We start from the raw sequence: 16,611 nt of genomic DNA, 5'->3' as shown, positions 1-16,611 counted from the left end.
GAGACCGGTGTGCACGCCGCATATCGGACGGGCGGCCCGTGGGCGGCGGCCGGGACATCGCTCGGCGCGGTGGTGTGACCGAACCGCCGGACGGGCCCGACCTGGCCGCACCGGCCGACTCGCCCGGCCAGAGCCTGCCCCACCAAGCCGCACCAAGCCCCGCCAACCCGAGCCCCGCCCGCCAAGCCCCACCGAGTCAAGCGCCGCCCGGCCAAGCCCCACCCGGCCCAGCCCGGCCAAGCCGAACCCCGCCCGGCCAAGCCCCGGCTAGTCGAACCACCGGTCCCGGGCCAGCTCCTCCGTGCGCGAAGGATCCTCGAGCAGCGCCGCCACCTCGAACCGCCTCGGCCACTGCCGGGCCGCCCACGCGAGCCCCGCGGCCACGCCCTCCACGGTCGCCGCGTGCACGACCCCGTCGGGGGTGCGGCGCCACTCCAGGTCGACGCCGTCGACCACCAGCTCCTCGTACTCCCGGTACGTCGCCGGGGTCCCGGCACCGAGCAGCACCCGCACGGACTCCGGCACCTCGTGCTCCACCCCGCCCGCGGGGTCGACCTCCGCCGCCACCCGCTCGCTCAGGCGCCGCACCTGGAACAGCTCGGCCAGGTCGGCCGCGCGGGACGGGGCGACGGGGAGCAGCGGCACGCCGGAGGCGAACGGCAGCAGGTCCGGGGCGTCGGCGACGACCGCGTCCGCCGCGTCGACGACCACGACCTCCCCCGCCTCCCCGTCCGGGCCGCCGCCGAGGACCGCCCGCACCTCGTCCGGCAGCGTCACCTGCTCCGGGTCGAGGTCCGCGAGCGCCCCGTACAGCGCGTGCAGCTGCGCCGCGGAAACGGTCCGCTCCGGGTCCGCGAGCCGGTCCAGCAGCTCGGCCGCACCGCCCGGCTCCGCGAGCAGCGAGCCGACCGACGTCCGCACGCCGAGCGCCCTGAGGACCTGCTCGTCGTCGAACCCGGAGGCGTCGGCGTCGTCGTAGAGCCCGTCGAGCAGCGGGTCACCGCCCGCGGCCCGAAGGCCCGCGGGGCGCCGCCCGCCGAGCACCGGGTGGCCGCGCAGCCACCACGCCGTGTACGACCGCACGCTCTCCGTCGTGCCGTCCGGAAGCAGCACCCGCACCGGCTGGGTCAGCGCGTCGCGCAGCGGCGGCCGGGACAGCAGGGCGAGGGCCCGCGGCCAGGCGTCGTCGTCGACGAGGTCGAGGTCGCGGACGGCGACGACCTCCGTCGCGACCGGCGGCACCGGCGTGTCCGGCAGCCGGTCCAGGATGTCCTCGCACCACACGTCGACGGCGTCGAGCAGACCCGCGTCGTCGGGCTCGGCGAAGTCGCCGTCGCGGGGCTCCAGTTCGTCGGGGTCCAGGACGACGTCGGTGGCCCGTACGAGCGCGAACGAGGCGAGCACCCCGCACGCGGCGAGCGGCTGCTCGCCCCACCGCTCCGCCAGCTCGGCGTCCACTCCGGCGAGTTCGCCCGCCCGCATGACCGCCTCGAACGCGCTGCCGGGCAGCACCAGCTCCCCGGCGGGCGCCGGTTCGCCGTCCTCGTCGGGCAGGGCGAGCGCCCCGAGCCAGGGCTCGTCCCCGGGTGCGAGCTCCGCGTCCCGTACGAGGGTGAGGACCAGCTCGGCCAGCTCCTCGGCGTCCAGGGACCCGCCCTCGCCGGGCCCCTCACCGTCGCCGTACCAGCTGTCGTCGTCCAGGGACGCCGCGACGGCCGCCCGCACCTGCGGGGTCGTCAGGACCGCGCGGGGCGTGGCGGGAAGGGCGCCCAGCTTCTCCAGGAGCGGGTGGGCGGCGTCGGCGTGCGCGACCTTCAGGCCGAGCCGGGCGAGGGCCGCGGAGCCGCTCTCGTCGGCCGTGGTGGTGCCGGGGGCGGGCAGCAGGACCTGGCGGGGGCCGATGGTGGTGCGGCCGTCGGCGAGCGGCACGGGCAGGCCCGAGAGCCGGTCCGGGTCGACCCCGGCGAGGGTGTCGTAGAGCCGCCGCCACCAGGACGGCTCCCGCTCCAGACCGGCGAGCCGGTCGACGGCCTCGGTCAGCGGGACCCGGGCGACGCCGAGCGTGCGCAGCTCACCGCGCCGCTCCAGGCCCGCGGGCAGCAGGCTGGGCAGCACCTCGGCGAGGACGCGCACGGTGTCGGCGGCCGCGCCCTCCACCACCTCCGCGTCGCGCGGCCGCAATGTCTCAGGGACGGCGGCGGCCTCGGCGTCCAGCCACTCGTCCTGTCCGCCCGGGTCGCCGTCCGCCCGCGTGGGCGGCACGGCGGGCGGCAGGAACGCGGTGCGCGGCAGCCGGTCGAGGACGGCGCCCCGCAGCGCCCCGTCCAGCTCGCTCGTGCCGAGCGGCCCCGGCACGAGCCCGATGACGCCCTCGGTCACCGGCCGCCAGGCGGCGAGGAGTTCGGCGTACGCGTCCGCCGCGCTCTCCACCAGGAAGTCCGTGAGCGGGCCCGGTGCGGCGTGGCGGCGGCTGGTGTCCAGCGGGAACGAGGCGATGAGCAGGGCGGGTACGCCGAGGGGCTCGTCGCTGGGGGTGGGCGCGTGCACGACCGCGCTCGTCCGGGGCCGTTCCGGGGCGCCGTCCTGGCCGACGGGCACGGCCCACGTCAGATGCCAGTACGGGCGCTGCCGCTCCTCCACGGGCCGCCCCGCGAGCAGCTCCGGGGCCAGCGCGCCCTGCCTGCTGACGGTACGCCAGCGGGTCGTGCCGTCCCTGCTGTCCGCCACGACGGTGTACGGGCCGTCGGCCGTGCGGCGCAGGGTGCGGGCCGGGCTGCCCGGCACCGTGACGGTGACTTCCTCAAGTCCCGGCAGGGCGAGCAGCAGCGCGTCGTCGACGCCCTCCAGGAGGCGGGTGACCAGGTCCTCCGCGGCGGCGTCCCGCAACGGCAGGATGACGACGGTGTCGTACCCGTCCGGGGCGGTGCCCTCCGCGGGCAGCGGCAGCCGCAGCAGCGGTACGTGGCCCTCGCGGCGCCGGATCTCGTCCCCGAGCCCCGGGCTGAACCTCGCCGTCTCCGCCGCCAGTTCCCGGGCCTCCGCCAGCGAGAACCGGACGCCGCCGGTGCGGCCGACGACGGCGGGGGCGTCGGAGACGGCGAGAACGGCGGCGAAGCCGACGCCGAAGCGGCCGGTCGTCCGCCTGGCGGCGGGGTCCTGGTCCGCCCGGTCGACCCCGGCGGCCTGCGGCCCGTCCTGCCGGTCCAGGCGGTGGTCGCGGTCCTCCCGCTTCGCGGAGGCCCGCAGGGTGGACAGCGACTCCACGCCCGTCGCGTCCAGGGGCGCGCCCGTGTTCGCCGCGGCGAGGACTCCGTCCTGGAGGGTGAGGGCCAGGCGGCCCGGTACGCCCGCACGGGCGGCGGCGTCCGATGCGTTCTGGGCGAGTTCCACGACCAGGCGGTCGCGGTAGCCGCCGAGGGCCATGTCCTCCTCGGCGTTCGCGTCCTCGCGGAACCGGGCCGGGCTCGCCGCCCAGGCCTCCAGGACTGAGCGGCGCAGGCGGGCGGTGCCGAACGGGTCGGTGCCCTCGTCGGCCGGCCGCACGGTCTTGCTCACGTGGTCGCTCTCCCTCTGCCTGCGGATACGGGCCTGGGGCCGCTGCTGGCTGTGGTCGTGGTGGTCGTCGTCGGGGGGCGACGCTATCGCGTCCCGCTGGGGGGTGGGCTTCGGGTGCGGCCCGTCGCTCCCCGTTCCACCGCACTGCGCGCGCCGCACGCCCCACCCGCCCACCGGCTACTCGGAACCGGAGGGTTCGGGTACGGGACGTTGCTTGGGTGGGAGTCGGGTGCGGGGGACGGCGAGTGTCGGGCTCGGGGGGGGTGAGGTGCGGGCACGCGGGACGCGGGTGCGGGGTGCGGGGGGCGCGGGACGCGGGTGCGGGGTGCGGGCACACGGGATACGGCGTGGGCGAGTGGAGCGGCGGAATAGGTGTCGCGCGCGGCGCGGCGTCACCACCCACCGGACCCGCACGCGAAGCCCCAGGAAGCCACCTTTGGGGGTAACGGGTGGGGAACCCGTCGCGCGCAGCGCGGCGGAAACCATCCACCAGCCCGCACGCGAAGCCTCGGGCCGACCCGCCGACGGGCCGCCAAGGCGCGGGCAGCCCCGGACAGCCCCGGGCGCACCCGGACCCCAGAAACCGTAGAGGCTAGGAGTGGCCCAGATCCTCACCGGCACCCACCGGCACCACCGAGCCGGAGTCCGGCGCGGGCCGCAGCGGCAGCGCGTCCACCTTGGTCTCGTCGAGCACCGGCGGAGCCGGCCGCGGCGGCTTCGGCATGACGGCGGCCTCGGAGTGCCCCCCGCACCCGTACGAGAGGGACACGACCCGCCCGTCCGCGGGCCCGAACTCATTGGCGCACACCCCGAACGCCTGCCCGAGCGACCCCCCGATCGGCACGAGGAACCCACAGCTGACGCAGGGCGCGGGCGCGGCCTGCGCCATGGCGGTCTTCGGGCCGTACGCCTCCTCCCAGCGGTCGGCCGCGGTGTGCAGTCCGTACCGGGAGAGGACGCGGGCGCGCCGCAGCCCCAGCTCGTCGGCGATCGCCGCGAGCGACCCGCGGGCGGGCGCGACAGTGAGGTCGGCGGGCGACCCCGCGGTGACCTCGGCGTCCTCCGCCTCGACGCGCTCGGCCATGTCCTCGGACAGGACGGAGTTGGGCGGCGGCTCGTCCTCACCGGAGTAACCGGGTTCGAGCCGCAGGTCCTCCGCGTCGGTGGGCAGCAGGTCGCCGGGCCCCATGTCGCCGGGGCGAAGGCGCTCGCTCCAGGGCACCCACTCGGGGGCGAGGAGGGCGTCGGGTCCGGGCAGCAGGACGGTCTCGTCGAGGGTGACGACCTTCGCGCGGGAGGCGCGGGCGACGGTCACCGCCCAGCGCCAGCCCCGGTACCCCAGTTCCTTGCACTCGAAGAGATGCGTGACGACGCGGTCGCCCTCGATGACGACCTCGACGTGCTCACCGACCACCCCGGGTGCGGCGGCCTCCTCGGCGGCGGCACGGGCCAGGCCGATCGCCTCGGCGCAGAGACGGTCGGGGGTACGCGGGGTGCGCTGGGTACGGCTTCGCGTTGTCGCTGCGCTCACAGGTATCGCTTCTCTCCTACGCCGTCTCACGAGTGCGCCACTCTTACGCGGCGGCACGGACGGAGCGGACCAGAGGGCCGCGTCGACGTCCGCGCCCGACGTCACCGGGCGCACCTACGCCATCCATTCTGCGGGATGGCCGGTAGGCGCGCGGCCGAGGACTGCTGCCGCAGGCGCGTTACGCACGCTACCTTCTCCTGGCCCCTGGGCCCACACCGGCGTACCGGGCGGCTGGTCGGGGCTCTGCCCCCGCGCCCCCGTTTTTCGGGCCTGCGGCCCTCGTCCTCAAGCGCCGGACGGGCTTTTTTCCACCCGCCCGCCCCTGCTTCCCGTCTGCCGACCAACAGCCCGGCACATCTCAGCCCGTCCGGCGCTTGAGGACGAGGCGCGGAGCGCCGATCGGCGGGAGCCGTCCCACCCGAAGGGGACACCCACCCCCGGGGTCCAGGGGCGCAGCCCATGGGTTCGGGAAAGGGGCGGGACCGGGGCGTTCCCGCGAGGGCCGCGAGTGGTTATGCCGCTAGTCCACCCCCGGACGGGGCACTATGACTGGGTGACTGGCGTCAGGTCGTCGTCCCAGCGACCGGGCACCCCGGGTGCGGCAACCCGGGCGGCCCGAGCGGTGGGCCGCGCCCTGCGCCTCCCGTTCACCGGCACGGCGAAGGGCATCAGGAAGGCGACCCACGCCCACGGAGCGGGCGAGTCGGGCCTCGGGAAACTGATCGAGCTGCACGCCGTGAACGGCGCGGGCGACGTGATGATCACGATCGCGCTCGCGTCGACAGTGTTCTTCTCGGTGCCGACGGACGAGGCACGGGGCCGCGTCGCCCTGTACCTGGCGATCACGATGGCCCCCTTCACGCTCCTCGCCCCGGTCATCGGCCCCCTCCTGGACCGCCTCCCGCACGGCCGCCGCGCGGCGATGGCGGGCGCGATGCTGGCGCGGGCGCTGCTCGCCCTGATGCTTTCGGGCGCGGTGGTGACGGGCGGGCTCGAGCTGTATCCGGCGGCGCTGGGCGTCCTGGTGGCGTCGAAGGCGTACGGGGTCGTGCGCAGCGCCGTCGTACCCCGGCTGCTGCCACCGGCCTTCTCGCTGGTCAAGGCGAACTCCCGGGTGACCCTGAGCGGCCTCCTGGCCACGGGCGTGGCGGCGCCGATCGGCGCGGGCCTGCAGGCGCTCGGGCCGCGCTGGCCGCTGTACGGGGCGTTCGTCCTGTTCGTCGCGGGCACGGTCCTGTCGTTCACGCTGCCGCACAAGGTCGACTCGGCGAAGGGCGAGCACAAGGCGCTGCTCGCCGCCGACGAGGAGCATCTGCACCTGGCACGCGCCAGGGACCGCGAGGACAGCTCCCGCAGGCGGCGCCTCGGCCTGCGCACCGTCGGCCCGTCCGTGACGCACGGACTCGCCGTGAACGCCGCGCAGCGCGCGCTCTCGGGGTTCCTCATCTTCTTCCTCGCCTTCCTGCTGCGCGAGCATCCCCTGGCCGGGCAGAGCGCCGCGGTGTCGCTGGGCATCGTGGGCGTGTCGGCGGGTGCGGGCAACGCGCTCGGCACGGCGGTCGGCGCGTGGCTGAAGGCCCGGGCCCCGGAGCTGATCATCGTGACGGTGGTGGCGGTCGTCCTGGGCGTGGCGGTGTGCGCGGCCGTGTTCGTCAGCCCGGTGGGCATCGCCGCGCTCGCGGCGGTGGCGGGTTTCGCGCAGGCGCTGTCGAAGCTGTCGCTGGACGCGATGATCCAACGGGACGTACCGGAGGAGGTGCGGACGTCGGCGTTCGCGCGCTCCGAGACGTTGCTGCAGATGGCGTGGGTGGTGGGCGGCGGCATCGGCATCGCGCTGCCGCTCAACGGCACGCTGGGCCTGTGGGTCGCGGCGGGGATCGTCGCCACGGGCTGGGTGCCGACGGTGAAGGGGCTCCTGGCGGCGGCACGCAGGGGCGGTGCACGCCGCCCCCGCGTCGCCTGACCCGCGCCTCGTCGGCCGCCCCGCGCCACCCGCACCCGCGCCGCACCCACCGCGTCCCCGCACCCGCCCGACCCCACCCCACGTGGCGGCACGCCGCACCCACCTCGCAGTGGTCACCCCGGCGCCCGATAGCCTTCCGCCATGACCTCCCTGGTACCCCGCTCGGCGCGTCGCCGCCGCACCGTCGCCGCTCTCGGCGCCGCCTCCGCCGGACTTCTCGTCCTGTCGGCCTGTGACAAGCCGACGCCGCTGGCCACCGTGACGGTCGGCAGCGACTCCGTGCACTCCGAGGCGTCCTGCTACAACGACGGCAAGGAACTCACGGAGTCCGAGGTTCAGGACTGCCTGAAGAACAAGAAGGACGTCAAGTCCATCACCGTCGACCCCGACGAGAAGGTCCGCTTCGGCGTCGACCCGGAGATCGCCGACAAGGGCTGGACGCTCCTGATGAACGGCCGGCCGCTGACCGAGGCCAGCAAGAAGACGTACGTCGTCATCCCGGGCAGCGTGTTCTTCAACCAGCAGTACGGCGGCAGCGGCAACTCGACCACGGTGAGCCTGCTGGAGGGCGGCAAGGCCGAGGGCGGCGCCAAGGCGACCGGCCTGTGGTCGTTCAAGTTCAAGAAGGACTCGGACGCCTGACCGGGACCGCACCACGGACCCGGCCCCCGGGCCCGCGCGTCCTGATCGCCACCGCGGTCCCCGCCGAGCGGGACGCGGTGGCGTCCGGCCTGCCCGGCCCCTCCCCCGGTGACCGCGCCCCCGTCGTCGACCTCCTCGTCGCCGGGGTCGGGCCCGCCGCCGCTGCCGCCGCCACCGGCCGCGCCCTCGCTCTCGCCGCCGCGGCCGACGCCCCCTACGACCTGGTCGTCTCCGCCGGGATCGGCGGCGGCTTCCAGCCCGGCGCCCCCGTCGGCTCCCTCGTCGTCGCCGACGCCGTCACCGCCGCCGACCTCGGCGCCGAGACGCCCGACGGGTTCCTGCCCGTCACCGACCTCGGCTTCGGCCGGGTCACCCACCTGCCCCCGCCGGCGCTGGTGAGCGCCCTGGCCGCCGCCACCGGCGCCGCGGTCGGCCCCGTCCTGACCGTCTCCACCGTGACCGGCTCCGCGGCCCGCGCCGACGCGCTGCGCGCGCGCCACCCCGGCGTCCTCGCCGAGGCCATGGAGGGCTTCGGGGTCGCCGAGGCCGCCGCCCTGTACGGGCTTCCCGTCCTCGAGGTCCGCGCCGTGTCCAACCCGGTGGGCCCGCGCGACCGGGAGGCCTGGCGGATCGGGGCCGCGCTGGCCGCGCTGACCGGCGCGTTCGGGAAGTTCACGCCCGTCATCGGGAAGCTCGCGCCCGTACTGGAGAGTTGGAACAGGCATGACTGACGCCCCGCCCCGGTCCCTGAAGATCGCCTACTCGCCCTGCCCGAACGACACCTTCGTCTTCGACGCGTGGGCGCACGGACGGGTGCCCGGCGCCCCCGGACTCGACGTCACCTTCGCCGACATCGACATCACCAACGGCATGGCCGAGCGCGGCGCCGCCGGGTTCGACGTCCTGAAGGTGTCGTACGCCGTGCTGCCCTACGTCCTCGACGAGTACGCGCTGCTGCCCTGCGGCGGGGCGCTCGGGCGGGGGTGCGGGCCGCTCGTCCTGACCCGCGAGGCCGGGGCCGACCTGACCGGGAAGACCGTGGCCGTCCCGAGTGAGAAGTCGACCGCCTATCTCCTCTTCCGGCTCTGGGCCGCGGACGTCCTGCCCGGCGGGGTCGGCGAGATCGTCGTCCTGCCCTTCCACCAGATCATGCCCGCCGTGCGGGACGGGAAGGTGGACGCGGGGCTCGTCATCCACGAGGCCCGGTTCACGTATCAGGACTACGGCCTGCACAAGCTCGCGGACATGGGCGAGCACTGGGAGGAGGTCACGGGGCTGCCCATTCCGCTCGGCGCGATCATCGCGCGGCGGGCGCTCGGGGACGGCGTCCTGCGGGAGCTGGCCGCCGCGGCGCGAGCGTCCGTGCGGATGGCCTGGGACGATCCCGAGGCGTCCCGGCCCTATGTCCGGGAGCACGCCCAGGAGATGGATCCCGCCGTCGCCGATCAGCACATCGGGCTCTACGTCAACGAATTCACCGCCGACCTGGGGGAGGACGGCTACGCCGCCGTTCGTGGGCTTCTCACGCGGGCGGCGGCCGAGGGGCTCGTGCCGGCGTTGCGGCCGGGGGCGCTGGCGTTTCCGTGACGGGTGGGGGCCTGCCGGGGGCTCCCCGATCCCGCCCCTTCCCGAAACTGGTGCTCCGCCCCCAGACCCCCGCTCCTCAAACGCCGGAGGGGCTGTGTATCTCGCCGGTGCGGCAAGGTTCAGCCCGTCCGGCGTTTGAGGACGAGGCGCGGAGCGCCGATAGCGGGGGTCCGGGGGGCGCAGCCCCCGGGGTGACTACACGTCCAGCTGGTCCGCTACCGCCCGGAGGAGCCCCGCGATCTTCGCGCCCGAAGCCTTGTCGGGGTAGCGCCCCTTCTCCAGCATGGGCGTGATGTTTTCGAGCAGGGTCGTCAAATCCTGGACGATGGACGCCAGTTCGTCCGGCTTGCGGCGCTGCGCCGCGGCGACGGACGGCGTCGGGTCGAGCAGCGTCACCGAAAGAGCCTGATCCCCTCGCTGCCCGGCGACCACGCCGAATTCCACGCGCTGGCCGGGCTTGAGGGTGTCGACGCCGTCGGGCAGTACGGAGGAATGCACGAAGACGTCGCCGCCGTCGTCGCGGGAGAGAAAGCCAAAGCCCTTCTCGCTGTTGAACCACTTGACCTTGCCGGTAGGCACGTGAAGTCCTCGTCCTCGTACTCGTCGTCGTACTCGTCTGTGCCGCGACGCGTTCCGGCGGACGGGACGGTCCGGCCCGCCGGGCGTAAACGGCTCTGGATAGCAGTACAGCGGGTCGCCCCGACCCGCCGGAACCAAGACTATGGGTCCCCGGGCCGGTGACAAGACGTCCCCGGTTTCTTCCTACGCGCTGGGAACTACCCTGGTCCGGTGCGTGACAAAACCCAAGCGAATTCCACCGGACCGGGCGACGGCCTCGTACGGATTGGCGCGATCGTTTTCTTCGTCGGCGCCGTGGCCACACTGGTCACGGTGGCACCGCTGTTCCTCGGCGGCGACACTTTCCCACCCATCGCGTACGCGGTCTGCATGCTGATGGGGGTCGGCTTCCTCATCGCGGGCGCGGGCGTGCTGCGCGGGATCGCGGTGCAGCGGCGTCAGGCCAGGTCGGCGGCGGAGCCCTCCGCCCGGTAGGCCGCCAGCCAGGCGGGGAACGAGGTCAGGTCGTCGAGTACGACGTCAGCGCCCGCCGTGCGCAGTTCCGCTGCGTCACACGGCCCGGTCGCCACCGCCACGGACAGCGCGCCCGCCGTACGCGCGCCGCGTACATCACCGGTGTGGTCGCCGACGTACACCGACGCCCCGTGCTCGGTCAGCGCCCGCGCCTTCTGCTCCGCCCACAGGTCGCCCATGACCGCGTCCACGTCGATGGCCAGGTGCTCCAGATGGAGCTTCGCGTTCGGCTCGAACTTGGCGGTCACCACCAGGGCGCGGCCGCCCGCCGCGTGCACCGCGTCGACGGCTTCGCGGGCGCCGGGCATCGCGGGCGTCGCGGTGATCGCGTATGTGGGATAGATCTCACGGTAGAGCGTGGCCATGGCCGCGACACGATCGGCTGGAAACCAGTGCTTCAACTCCTCCTCAAGAGGCGGTCCGAGCCGGGTGACCGTCAGGTCCGCGTCGATGTAGGTCCCCGTACGCGCGGAAAGTTCCAGGTAACAGGCGTGGATGCCGGGCCTGGAATCGATCAGCGTCATGTCGAGGTCGAAGCCGACGGTGAGGGGGGCGGTGGTCCGGCCGGTCCGTGAGGTCATGGGGCCATTGTGCCGAGGGCCGCAGGCCCCCGGCGGGGACCCCCGCCCCGCTTAGACTTAGCCAAGCCTTACCAATCTCTGCGAACCCCTGCGAAACGAGCCCCAGCCGATGCGTGTGTCCGTCAGACGGGCTGTCGCGATGACGGCGGCCGTCGTGGCCCTGCTGCTCGCCGTCCTGTTCAGCCTCGCCGTCGGCGCCCGCGCGATCGCGCCGTCCGCCGTCCTCGACGCCCTCCTGCACGGCGGTCACAGCGACGCCGCCGAGGTGATCCGGGAGCTGCGGGTGCCCCGCACCGTGATCGGCGTGATGGTCGGCGCCGCCCTCGCCGTCGCCGGCACCGCCCTGCAGGGCATCACCCGCAACCCCATCGCCGACCCCGGCATCCTCGGCATCAGCCAGGGCGCCTCCGTCGGCGTCGTCCTCGCCATCGCCTACGCGGGCGTGCACACCCTCACCGGCTACGTCTGGTACGCCTTCGCGGGCGCCGCGATCGCCTCCGTCGCCGTGTACGCCATCGCCAGCAGCGGGCGCGGCGGCGCCACCCCCGTCAAACTCGCCCTCGGCGGCGCCGCCATCAACGCCCTGCTCGTCTCCGTCACCACCGCCGTCCTCACCACCAAGGCCTCCGCCCTCGACGAGTTCCGCTTCTGGCAGGTCGGCTCGCTGTCCGGCCGCGACGCCGACATCGCCGCCCGGATCTGGCCCTTCCTGCTCGTCGGGCTGCTCCTCGTGCTCTCCGTCGCCCGCGGCCTCGACGCCCTCGCCCTCGGCGAGGACGTGGCCAAGGGTCTCGGCCAGAAGGTCGCGACGGTACGCGTCGTGGGCGGCCTCGGCGCCACGGTCCTCACCGCCGTCGGCGTCGCCGCGGCCGGGCCCATCGCCTTCATCGGCCTCGCCGTCCCCCACATCGCCCGCGCCGTCATCGGCAGCGACCACCGCTGGGTCCTCCCCCTGGCCGCCCTCATCGGCCCCGTCATGCTCCTGGTCTCCGACACGATCGGCCGCGTCGTCTTCCCCCCGAGCGAGGTCCCCGCGGGCGTCATGACAGCGCTGATCGGGGTGCCGTTCCTGGTGGCCCTGGTCCGCAGGAAGGCGGTGGCGGCGTGACGAGGACGAGCGACAACACCACGCCCGCTCCCGCCGACGGCGCCCCGACCGCTGCCTCCGGCCGCTGTGCCCACGGTGCCGGGCAACCGTTCCGTGGACGTCCCCCCGGCCATGCCGTGCTCCGGTTCCGAAGGGCGACCTTCCTCCTCCACCGCCGCTCCGCCGCAGTCGCCCTGGCCCTCGGCCTGGCCCTCGCGGCCGCCTGCCTGGCCTACCTCTGCGTCGGCGAGACCTTCGTCCACCCCGCGGAGGCCCTGAAGGTCGTCCTCGGGCAGCCCTCCCCCGACGAGCTGGTCGTGGGCACCCTGCGCGAACCGCGCATGGTGGTGGGCCTCCTGGTCGGCGCGGCCTTCGGCGTCGCGGGCGCCCTCATCCAGACGGTCGCCCGCAACCCCCTGGCGAGCCCGGACATCATCGGCATCAGCCAGGGCGCGAGCGCGGTGACGGTGGGGGCGATGACGTTCGGCGTGACGTCGTACACGCTCCTGCCGTACCTGTCGGTGGCGGGCGGCATCCTCGCCGCCCTGCTCGTGTACGTGTTCGCCTGGCGGGGCGGCCTGCACGCCACCCGCTTCGTCCTCATCGGCATCGGCTTCGCGATCGCGCTCCGCTCGGTGACGACGCTGTTCATGACGAAGGGCGACTACCTGGTCGCGCAGCAGGCGCAGATCTGGATGACGGGCTCGCTGAACGGCCGCGGCTGGCCGGAGGCCGACCCGCTCGCCCTGACCCTGCTCGTGCTGCTCCCGTTCGTGGCCTGGGCGGCCCGCGCCCAGCGCACGGCGGCGATGGACGACGACACGGCGACGGCCCTCGGCGTGCGCCTGGGCCGGGTCCGCTTCGGTCTCGTCCTGCTCGGCGTGGTGCTCGCCTCCGTGGCGACGGGCGCGGCGGGCCCGGTCGACTTCGTGGCCCTGCTCGCCCCGCAGATCGCCCGCCGCCTCACCCGCACCGCCCAGATCCCGCTGCTCGGCTCGGCGCTCCTGGGCGCGCTGATCGTCGTCCTCGCGGACCTGCTCGCCCGGAAGCTGTTCGCGCCGACGGAGCTGCCGGTGGGCGTCCTGACGGCGGCCGTCGGGGCCCCGTACCTGATCTGGCTCATCATCCGCAGTCGTTCCGTACGCAATGGAGGCACCGCGTGACCGCCCCCGCCCCCGCCACCACGGCGGCCGCCCGCCTCACGGCCCGCGAGCTGACCCTCGCGTACGAGGACCGCACCGTCGTGCACGACCTCGACCTCGCGGTCCCCGACGGCCGGGTCACCGTCATCGTCGGCCCCAACGCCTGCGGCAAGTCCACGACGCTGCGGGCGCTCGGCCGACTCCTGAAGCCCAAGGGCGGCGCGGTGCTGCTCGACGGCGAGGCCCTGGCGAAGCTGCCGACGCGGCACATCGCCCAGCAGATCGGGCTGCTCCCGCAGACGCCGGTGGCGCCCGAGGCGATCACCGTCGGCGACCTGGTGGCGCGCGGCCGCCAGCCGCACCAGCGCTGGTGGCAGCAGTGGTCCGACGCCGACGAGACCGCGGTGACCGAGGCCATGGAGCGCACCGACGTGGCGGCGCTCGCCGAGCGGTCCGTGGACGAGCTCTCGGGCGGGCAGCGGCAGCGCGTGTGGATCGCGATGGCGCTCGCGCAGGAGACGGACATCCTCCTCCTGGACGAGCCCACGACCTACCTGGACATCTCCCACCAGATCGAAGTCCTCGACCTGGTACGTCAGTTGGCCACGACCACCCGGGACGGCGACCGGGGCCGCACGGTCGCCGTCGTCCTGCACGACCTGAACCAGGCGGCCCGGTACGCCGACCACCTCGTCGCCATGAAGGAGGGGCGGGTGGTCGCCCGGGGAACGCCCGCGGAGGTCGTCACCGAGGAGCTCGTACGCGAGGTCTTCGGCCTGGACTGCGTGGTCGTCCCCGACCCGGTGACGGGTTCGCCGCTGGTGGTGCCGGGCGCGCCCTGGCAGCCGTCGGCCACCGGGACGTCAGCGGCTCCCGCCGGGCCGTCGGCGCCCACCGCCCTTCCCACGGACAAGAAACCACCCCTGGACGAAAGGCCCACGTCATGACTGGTTTCCCCCGCCGCACCGGTTTCCCCCGCCGCCGCGCCCTCGTCCCGTGCGCCCTCGCGCTCTCCGGCGCCCTCGCCCTCACCGCCTGCGGGTCCGGCTCGGACGACGGCGAGGCGGGGTCCGGGTCGGGCAGGACACACACCGTCAAGACCGCCATGGGCGACGTGCAGGTGCCGGTCGAGCCGGAGCGGGTCGTCGTGCTCGACACCGCGGAGCTGGACTCCGCGCTCACCCTCGGCGTGAAGCCGGTCGGCTCCACCCACGTCGAGGCGGCCGAGGGGTTCCCGGACTATCTGCCGAAGGACGAGGTCGCGGGGATCAAGGACGTCGGGGAGATGCTGAACCCCAACATGGAGGTCATCGCCGGGCTCGAGCCCGACCTGATCCTCACCTCCAAGGTCCGGCACGGGGCGAAGTACGACCAGCTCAAGAAGATCGCGCCGACCGTGATGACGGAGACCACCGGTCACCCCTGGAAGGAGAACTTCCAGATCCACGCCGACGCCCTCGGCAAGAAGCCCGAGGCGAAGAAGGTGGTCGCCGACTACACCGCCCACGCCAAGAAGGTCACGACCGCCCTCGGCGGTCCCGCGAAGGCCGAGGCGACCGAGGTCAACGTCGTCCGCTTCGTGGAGGGCGCGGACATCCGCGTGTACGGCGAGCGGACGTACATCGCCACGATCCTCAAGGACGTCGGGCTCGGCCGGGCACCCCTGTCCGAGAAGGCCAAGGACGGGTTCTCGTACGACCTGAGCCCCGAGAAGATCGACATGGCCGACACGGACGTCATCTTCCGGTCCACGTACGGCGATCCGGAGAAGTCCAAGCAGACCCGGACCGTGAGCAGCGGGCTGTGGAAGAACATGAAGGCGGTGAAGTCCGGCAACGTCCACGTCGTCGACGACGAGCTGTGGATCCAGGGCATCGGTTACACGGCCGCGGCGAAGATCCTGGACGAGTTGCGGGCCGACCTGACGAAGTAGCCCCCAGGGCACTGCTCCTAGTCCGCCGACGGCCGTCGCCGCTGCGACCTCCACACCAGGAAGAGCGCGGAGGCGACGGCCGCACCGCGCACCACCCAGGGCCAGGTGCCGGCCACGGCCTCGTTCATATGGCCCTTGACGATGGGCTCGCCCCACTTGCCCTGCGAGCGGCCCCACAGCCAGGCCACGCCCGACGCGATGGCGAGGCCCGGCACGACGAACACGCCGACCTTCCGCTCCGCCGGGCTGAGCTTCCGTGAGAACCAGGCGACGACCCAACCGCCCGCCAGCGCGAACCAGTTGCCGATGACGGCGCCGACGACGAGCGCGATGGCCGCGAGCAGGGGCACGGGGTTGGCGAGGGCACGGGCGAGGCCCGCCTTGGCGCCCGCGCCCTTCGCCACCGGGGCGGGCTCGTCCTCCTCGGCGACCTCCTCCTCGGGGGCGGCCTTCGCGGCGGGCGCGACGAGTCGCCGCAGCCGGCTGCGCCCAGCGGTCTCGACGGCCTCGCCCGCCTCCTCCTCCGCGTCCCCCTCCCCGTCGTCCTCGTAGACCTCTTCGTCGAAGTACTCGTCCTCGGCGTCCTCGGCCGCCGTCGCGCCCGGGCCCCGCTTCGCCATGTTCACCGACGGCCGCTTCAGCATCTCGGGGATCTCCACCCCGCCGACGAAGCCGTGCACGGTGTCCTTGCCCGCCGCGGGCGAGTGGTCGACGCGCCACCAGTCCGGCTCCAAGTCCGCGCCGGTGACGCCCAGTTCGTCCGTGCCCGCGAGGTGCGGGGGCGCGGGGCGGGGGTCGGGGGCGGGCGGCGGGGCGGCCGGGCGGCGCCTGGCGGGGCGGTCCTGCGCGGCGCGGGCGGGGCGGCGGTCCTGCGCGGAGCGGGCGGGGCGGGCCGGGCGCTCCGTGGCCGGGGGTTCGGGCGCGGGGCGCGCGGGGTTCTCCGTGGCCGCGGGGCGCTCCGCTGCCGGGCGCAGGCGTGGCCGGGGGACGACGCGGCGCAGGCGGCTGGTCTGGGGTTCCGGGCGCTGCTCGGGGATGGCGGCGCTGATGTCGTCGGGGTTGTCGGCCGCCGCGTCGACCAGTTCGTCGGGGGTGCCGAGGCCGTTCAGGATGCGGCGGATCGCGGCCGGGCTGTCGGCGGCGCCCGCGCGGCGGCGGTCGATCTCGCCGCGCAGCCCGGAGACGAGGCGCATCCGGGTGCCGGACGGCAGTTGGCGCTGCTGGGCCACGTCGCCGACGCGGCTCAGGTAGTCGAAGACGAGCTGGTCGCTCTCGATCCCCACGAAGTCCCCTCCGGGGCTGCGGTGTTCTGGCCCGACCTCGACGTTACCGTGATCCGCGGCCTCCGGCGCCCCTGCCCCCGAGGTGGCAGCACCGGCCCGGCCGTCCCGCTTGTCGCGGACTTCTGTCACAGAACGTCGACAGCGCCAACCGAACACACGTGTTCCCCGTTCTTGCAGAGCAGCCCGACACCTTCTGCCCGTCCGGCGCCCTCTGC

Annotated in this window: 14 protein-coding genes; 9 read left to right on the top strand and 5 right to left on the bottom strand. The window is 74.7% G+C overall.

Annotated elements, in window-relative coordinates; all coding sequences use genetic code 11:
- Positions 1 to 267: 267 nt before the first annotated feature.
- Both QUY26_RS22070 and QUY26_RS22065 read right to left on the bottom strand, forming a co-directional pair.
- Positions 268 to 3,555: a molecular chaperone Hsp90 gene (locus QUY26_RS22070; RefSeq protein ID WP_289949323.1), complete on the bottom strand. Its 3,288-nt coding sequence runs from the start codon at positions 3,553 to 3,555 to the stop codon at positions 268 to 270.
- 592 nt (positions 3,556 to 4,147) lie between these two features.
- A complete protein-coding gene (locus QUY26_RS22065) occupies positions 4,148 to 5,086 on the bottom strand; it encodes a DUF3027 domain-containing protein (protein ID WP_289949321.1) in 939 nt (312 codons plus the stop codon).
- A 514-nt stretch (positions 5,087 to 5,600) separates the two neighbouring features.
- Between QUY26_RS22065 and QUY26_RS22060 the strand changes: the two genes are divergently transcribed.
- The 4 genes from QUY26_RS22060 to QUY26_RS22045 all read left to right on the top strand — a co-directional run bounded on the left by QUY26_RS22060 (position 5,601) and on the right by QUY26_RS22045 (position 9,278).
- Positions 5,601 to 7,049 (top strand): MFS transporter, encoded by a 1,449-nt coding sequence (locus QUY26_RS22060; protein ID WP_436840377.1) that lies wholly within the window; start codon positions 5,601 to 5,603, stop codon positions 7,047 to 7,049.
- A 141-nt stretch (positions 7,050 to 7,190) separates the two neighbouring features.
- Complete coding sequence (locus tag QUY26_RS22055; RefSeq protein ID WP_289949319.1) at positions 7,191 to 7,691, top strand: DUF2771 domain-containing protein; 501 nt, start codon at positions 7,191 to 7,193, stop codon at positions 7,689 to 7,691.
- Positions 7,688 to 8,422, top strand: coding sequence for a futalosine hydrolase (locus QUY26_RS22050; protein ID WP_289955912.1), 735 nt, complete (start codon positions 7,688 to 7,690; stop codon positions 8,420 to 8,422). The genes QUY26_RS22055 and QUY26_RS22050 overlap by 4 nt, the downstream gene beginning before the upstream one ends.
- Positions 8,415 to 9,278, top strand: coding sequence for a 1,4-dihydroxy-6-naphthoate synthase (locus QUY26_RS22045; protein ID WP_289949318.1), 864 nt, complete (start codon positions 8,415 to 8,417; stop codon positions 9,276 to 9,278). Before QUY26_RS22050 ends, QUY26_RS22045 begins: the two co-directional genes overlap by 8 nt.
- 195 nt (positions 9,279 to 9,473) lie before the next feature.
- Here QUY26_RS22045 and QUY26_RS22040 read toward each other — a convergent pair whose 3' ends face one another.
- Complete coding sequence (locus QUY26_RS22040) at positions 9,474 to 9,857, bottom strand: cold-shock protein (RefSeq protein WP_030363393.1); 384 nt, start codon at positions 9,855 to 9,857, stop codon at positions 9,474 to 9,476.
- 210 nt (positions 9,858 to 10,067) lie between these two features.
- Here QUY26_RS22040 and QUY26_RS22035 point away from each other — a divergent pair, with 210 nt between their 5' ends.
- On the top strand, positions 10,068 to 10,331 hold the full coding sequence (locus QUY26_RS22035) for a hypothetical protein (protein ID WP_289949312.1): 264 nt from the start codon (positions 10,068 to 10,070) through the stop codon (positions 10,329 to 10,331).
- Here the strand turns inward: QUY26_RS22035 and QUY26_RS22030 are convergent.
- The gene (locus QUY26_RS22030; RefSeq protein WP_289949310.1) at positions 10,295 to 10,951 is read right to left on the bottom strand and encodes an HAD family hydrolase; all 657 of its coding nucleotides are present in this window, start codon (positions 10,949 to 10,951) and stop codon (positions 10,295 to 10,297) included. The genes QUY26_RS22035 and QUY26_RS22030 overlap by 37 nt on opposite strands.
- Before the next feature lie 109 nt (positions 10,952 to 11,060).
- On the opposite strand from QUY26_RS22030, the gene QUY26_RS22025 reads away from it, so the two are divergent.
- The 4 genes from QUY26_RS22025 (at position 11,061) to QUY26_RS22010 (ending at position 15,113) form a co-directional block, all read left to right on the top strand.
- On the top strand, positions 11,061 to 12,059 hold the full coding sequence (locus QUY26_RS22025; RefSeq protein WP_289949307.1) for a FecCD family ABC transporter permease: 999 nt from the start codon (positions 11,061 to 11,063) through the stop codon (positions 12,057 to 12,059).
- Between the two features lie 116 nt (positions 12,060 to 12,175).
- Positions 12,176 to 13,201, top strand: coding sequence for a FecCD family ABC transporter permease (locus QUY26_RS22020; protein WP_289955910.1), 1,026 nt, complete (start codon positions 12,176 to 12,178; stop codon positions 13,199 to 13,201).
- The gene (locus tag QUY26_RS22015; RefSeq protein WP_289949306.1) at positions 13,198 to 14,127 is read left to right on the top strand and encodes an ABC transporter ATP-binding protein; all 930 of its coding nucleotides are present in this window, start codon (positions 13,198 to 13,200) and stop codon (positions 14,125 to 14,127) included. Before QUY26_RS22020 ends, QUY26_RS22015 begins: the two co-directional genes overlap by 4 nt.
- Positions 14,124 to 15,113: an ABC transporter substrate-binding protein gene (locus tag QUY26_RS22010; RefSeq protein WP_289949304.1), complete on the top strand. Its 990-nt coding sequence runs from the start codon at positions 14,124 to 14,126 to the stop codon at positions 15,111 to 15,113. Before QUY26_RS22015 ends, QUY26_RS22010 begins: the two co-directional genes overlap by 4 nt.
- A 17-nt stretch (positions 15,114 to 15,130) precedes the next feature.
- Here QUY26_RS22010 and QUY26_RS22005 read toward each other — a convergent pair whose 3' ends face one another.
- Positions 15,131 to 16,396 (bottom strand): hypothetical protein, encoded by a 1,266-nt coding sequence (locus QUY26_RS22005; RefSeq protein WP_289949302.1) that lies wholly within the window; start codon positions 16,394 to 16,396, stop codon positions 15,131 to 15,133.
- Positions 16,397 to 16,611 lie beyond the last annotated feature (215 nt).

It is taken from the genome of Streptomyces flavofungini (assembly GCF_030388665.1).
Classification (GTDB): domain Bacteria; phylum Actinomycetota; class Actinomycetes; order Streptomycetales; family Streptomycetaceae; genus Streptomyces; species Streptomyces flavofungini_A.
The sequence above is the reverse complement of the archived record's forward strand: the minus strand, read 5'-3'. Positions and strand labels throughout refer to the sequence as shown.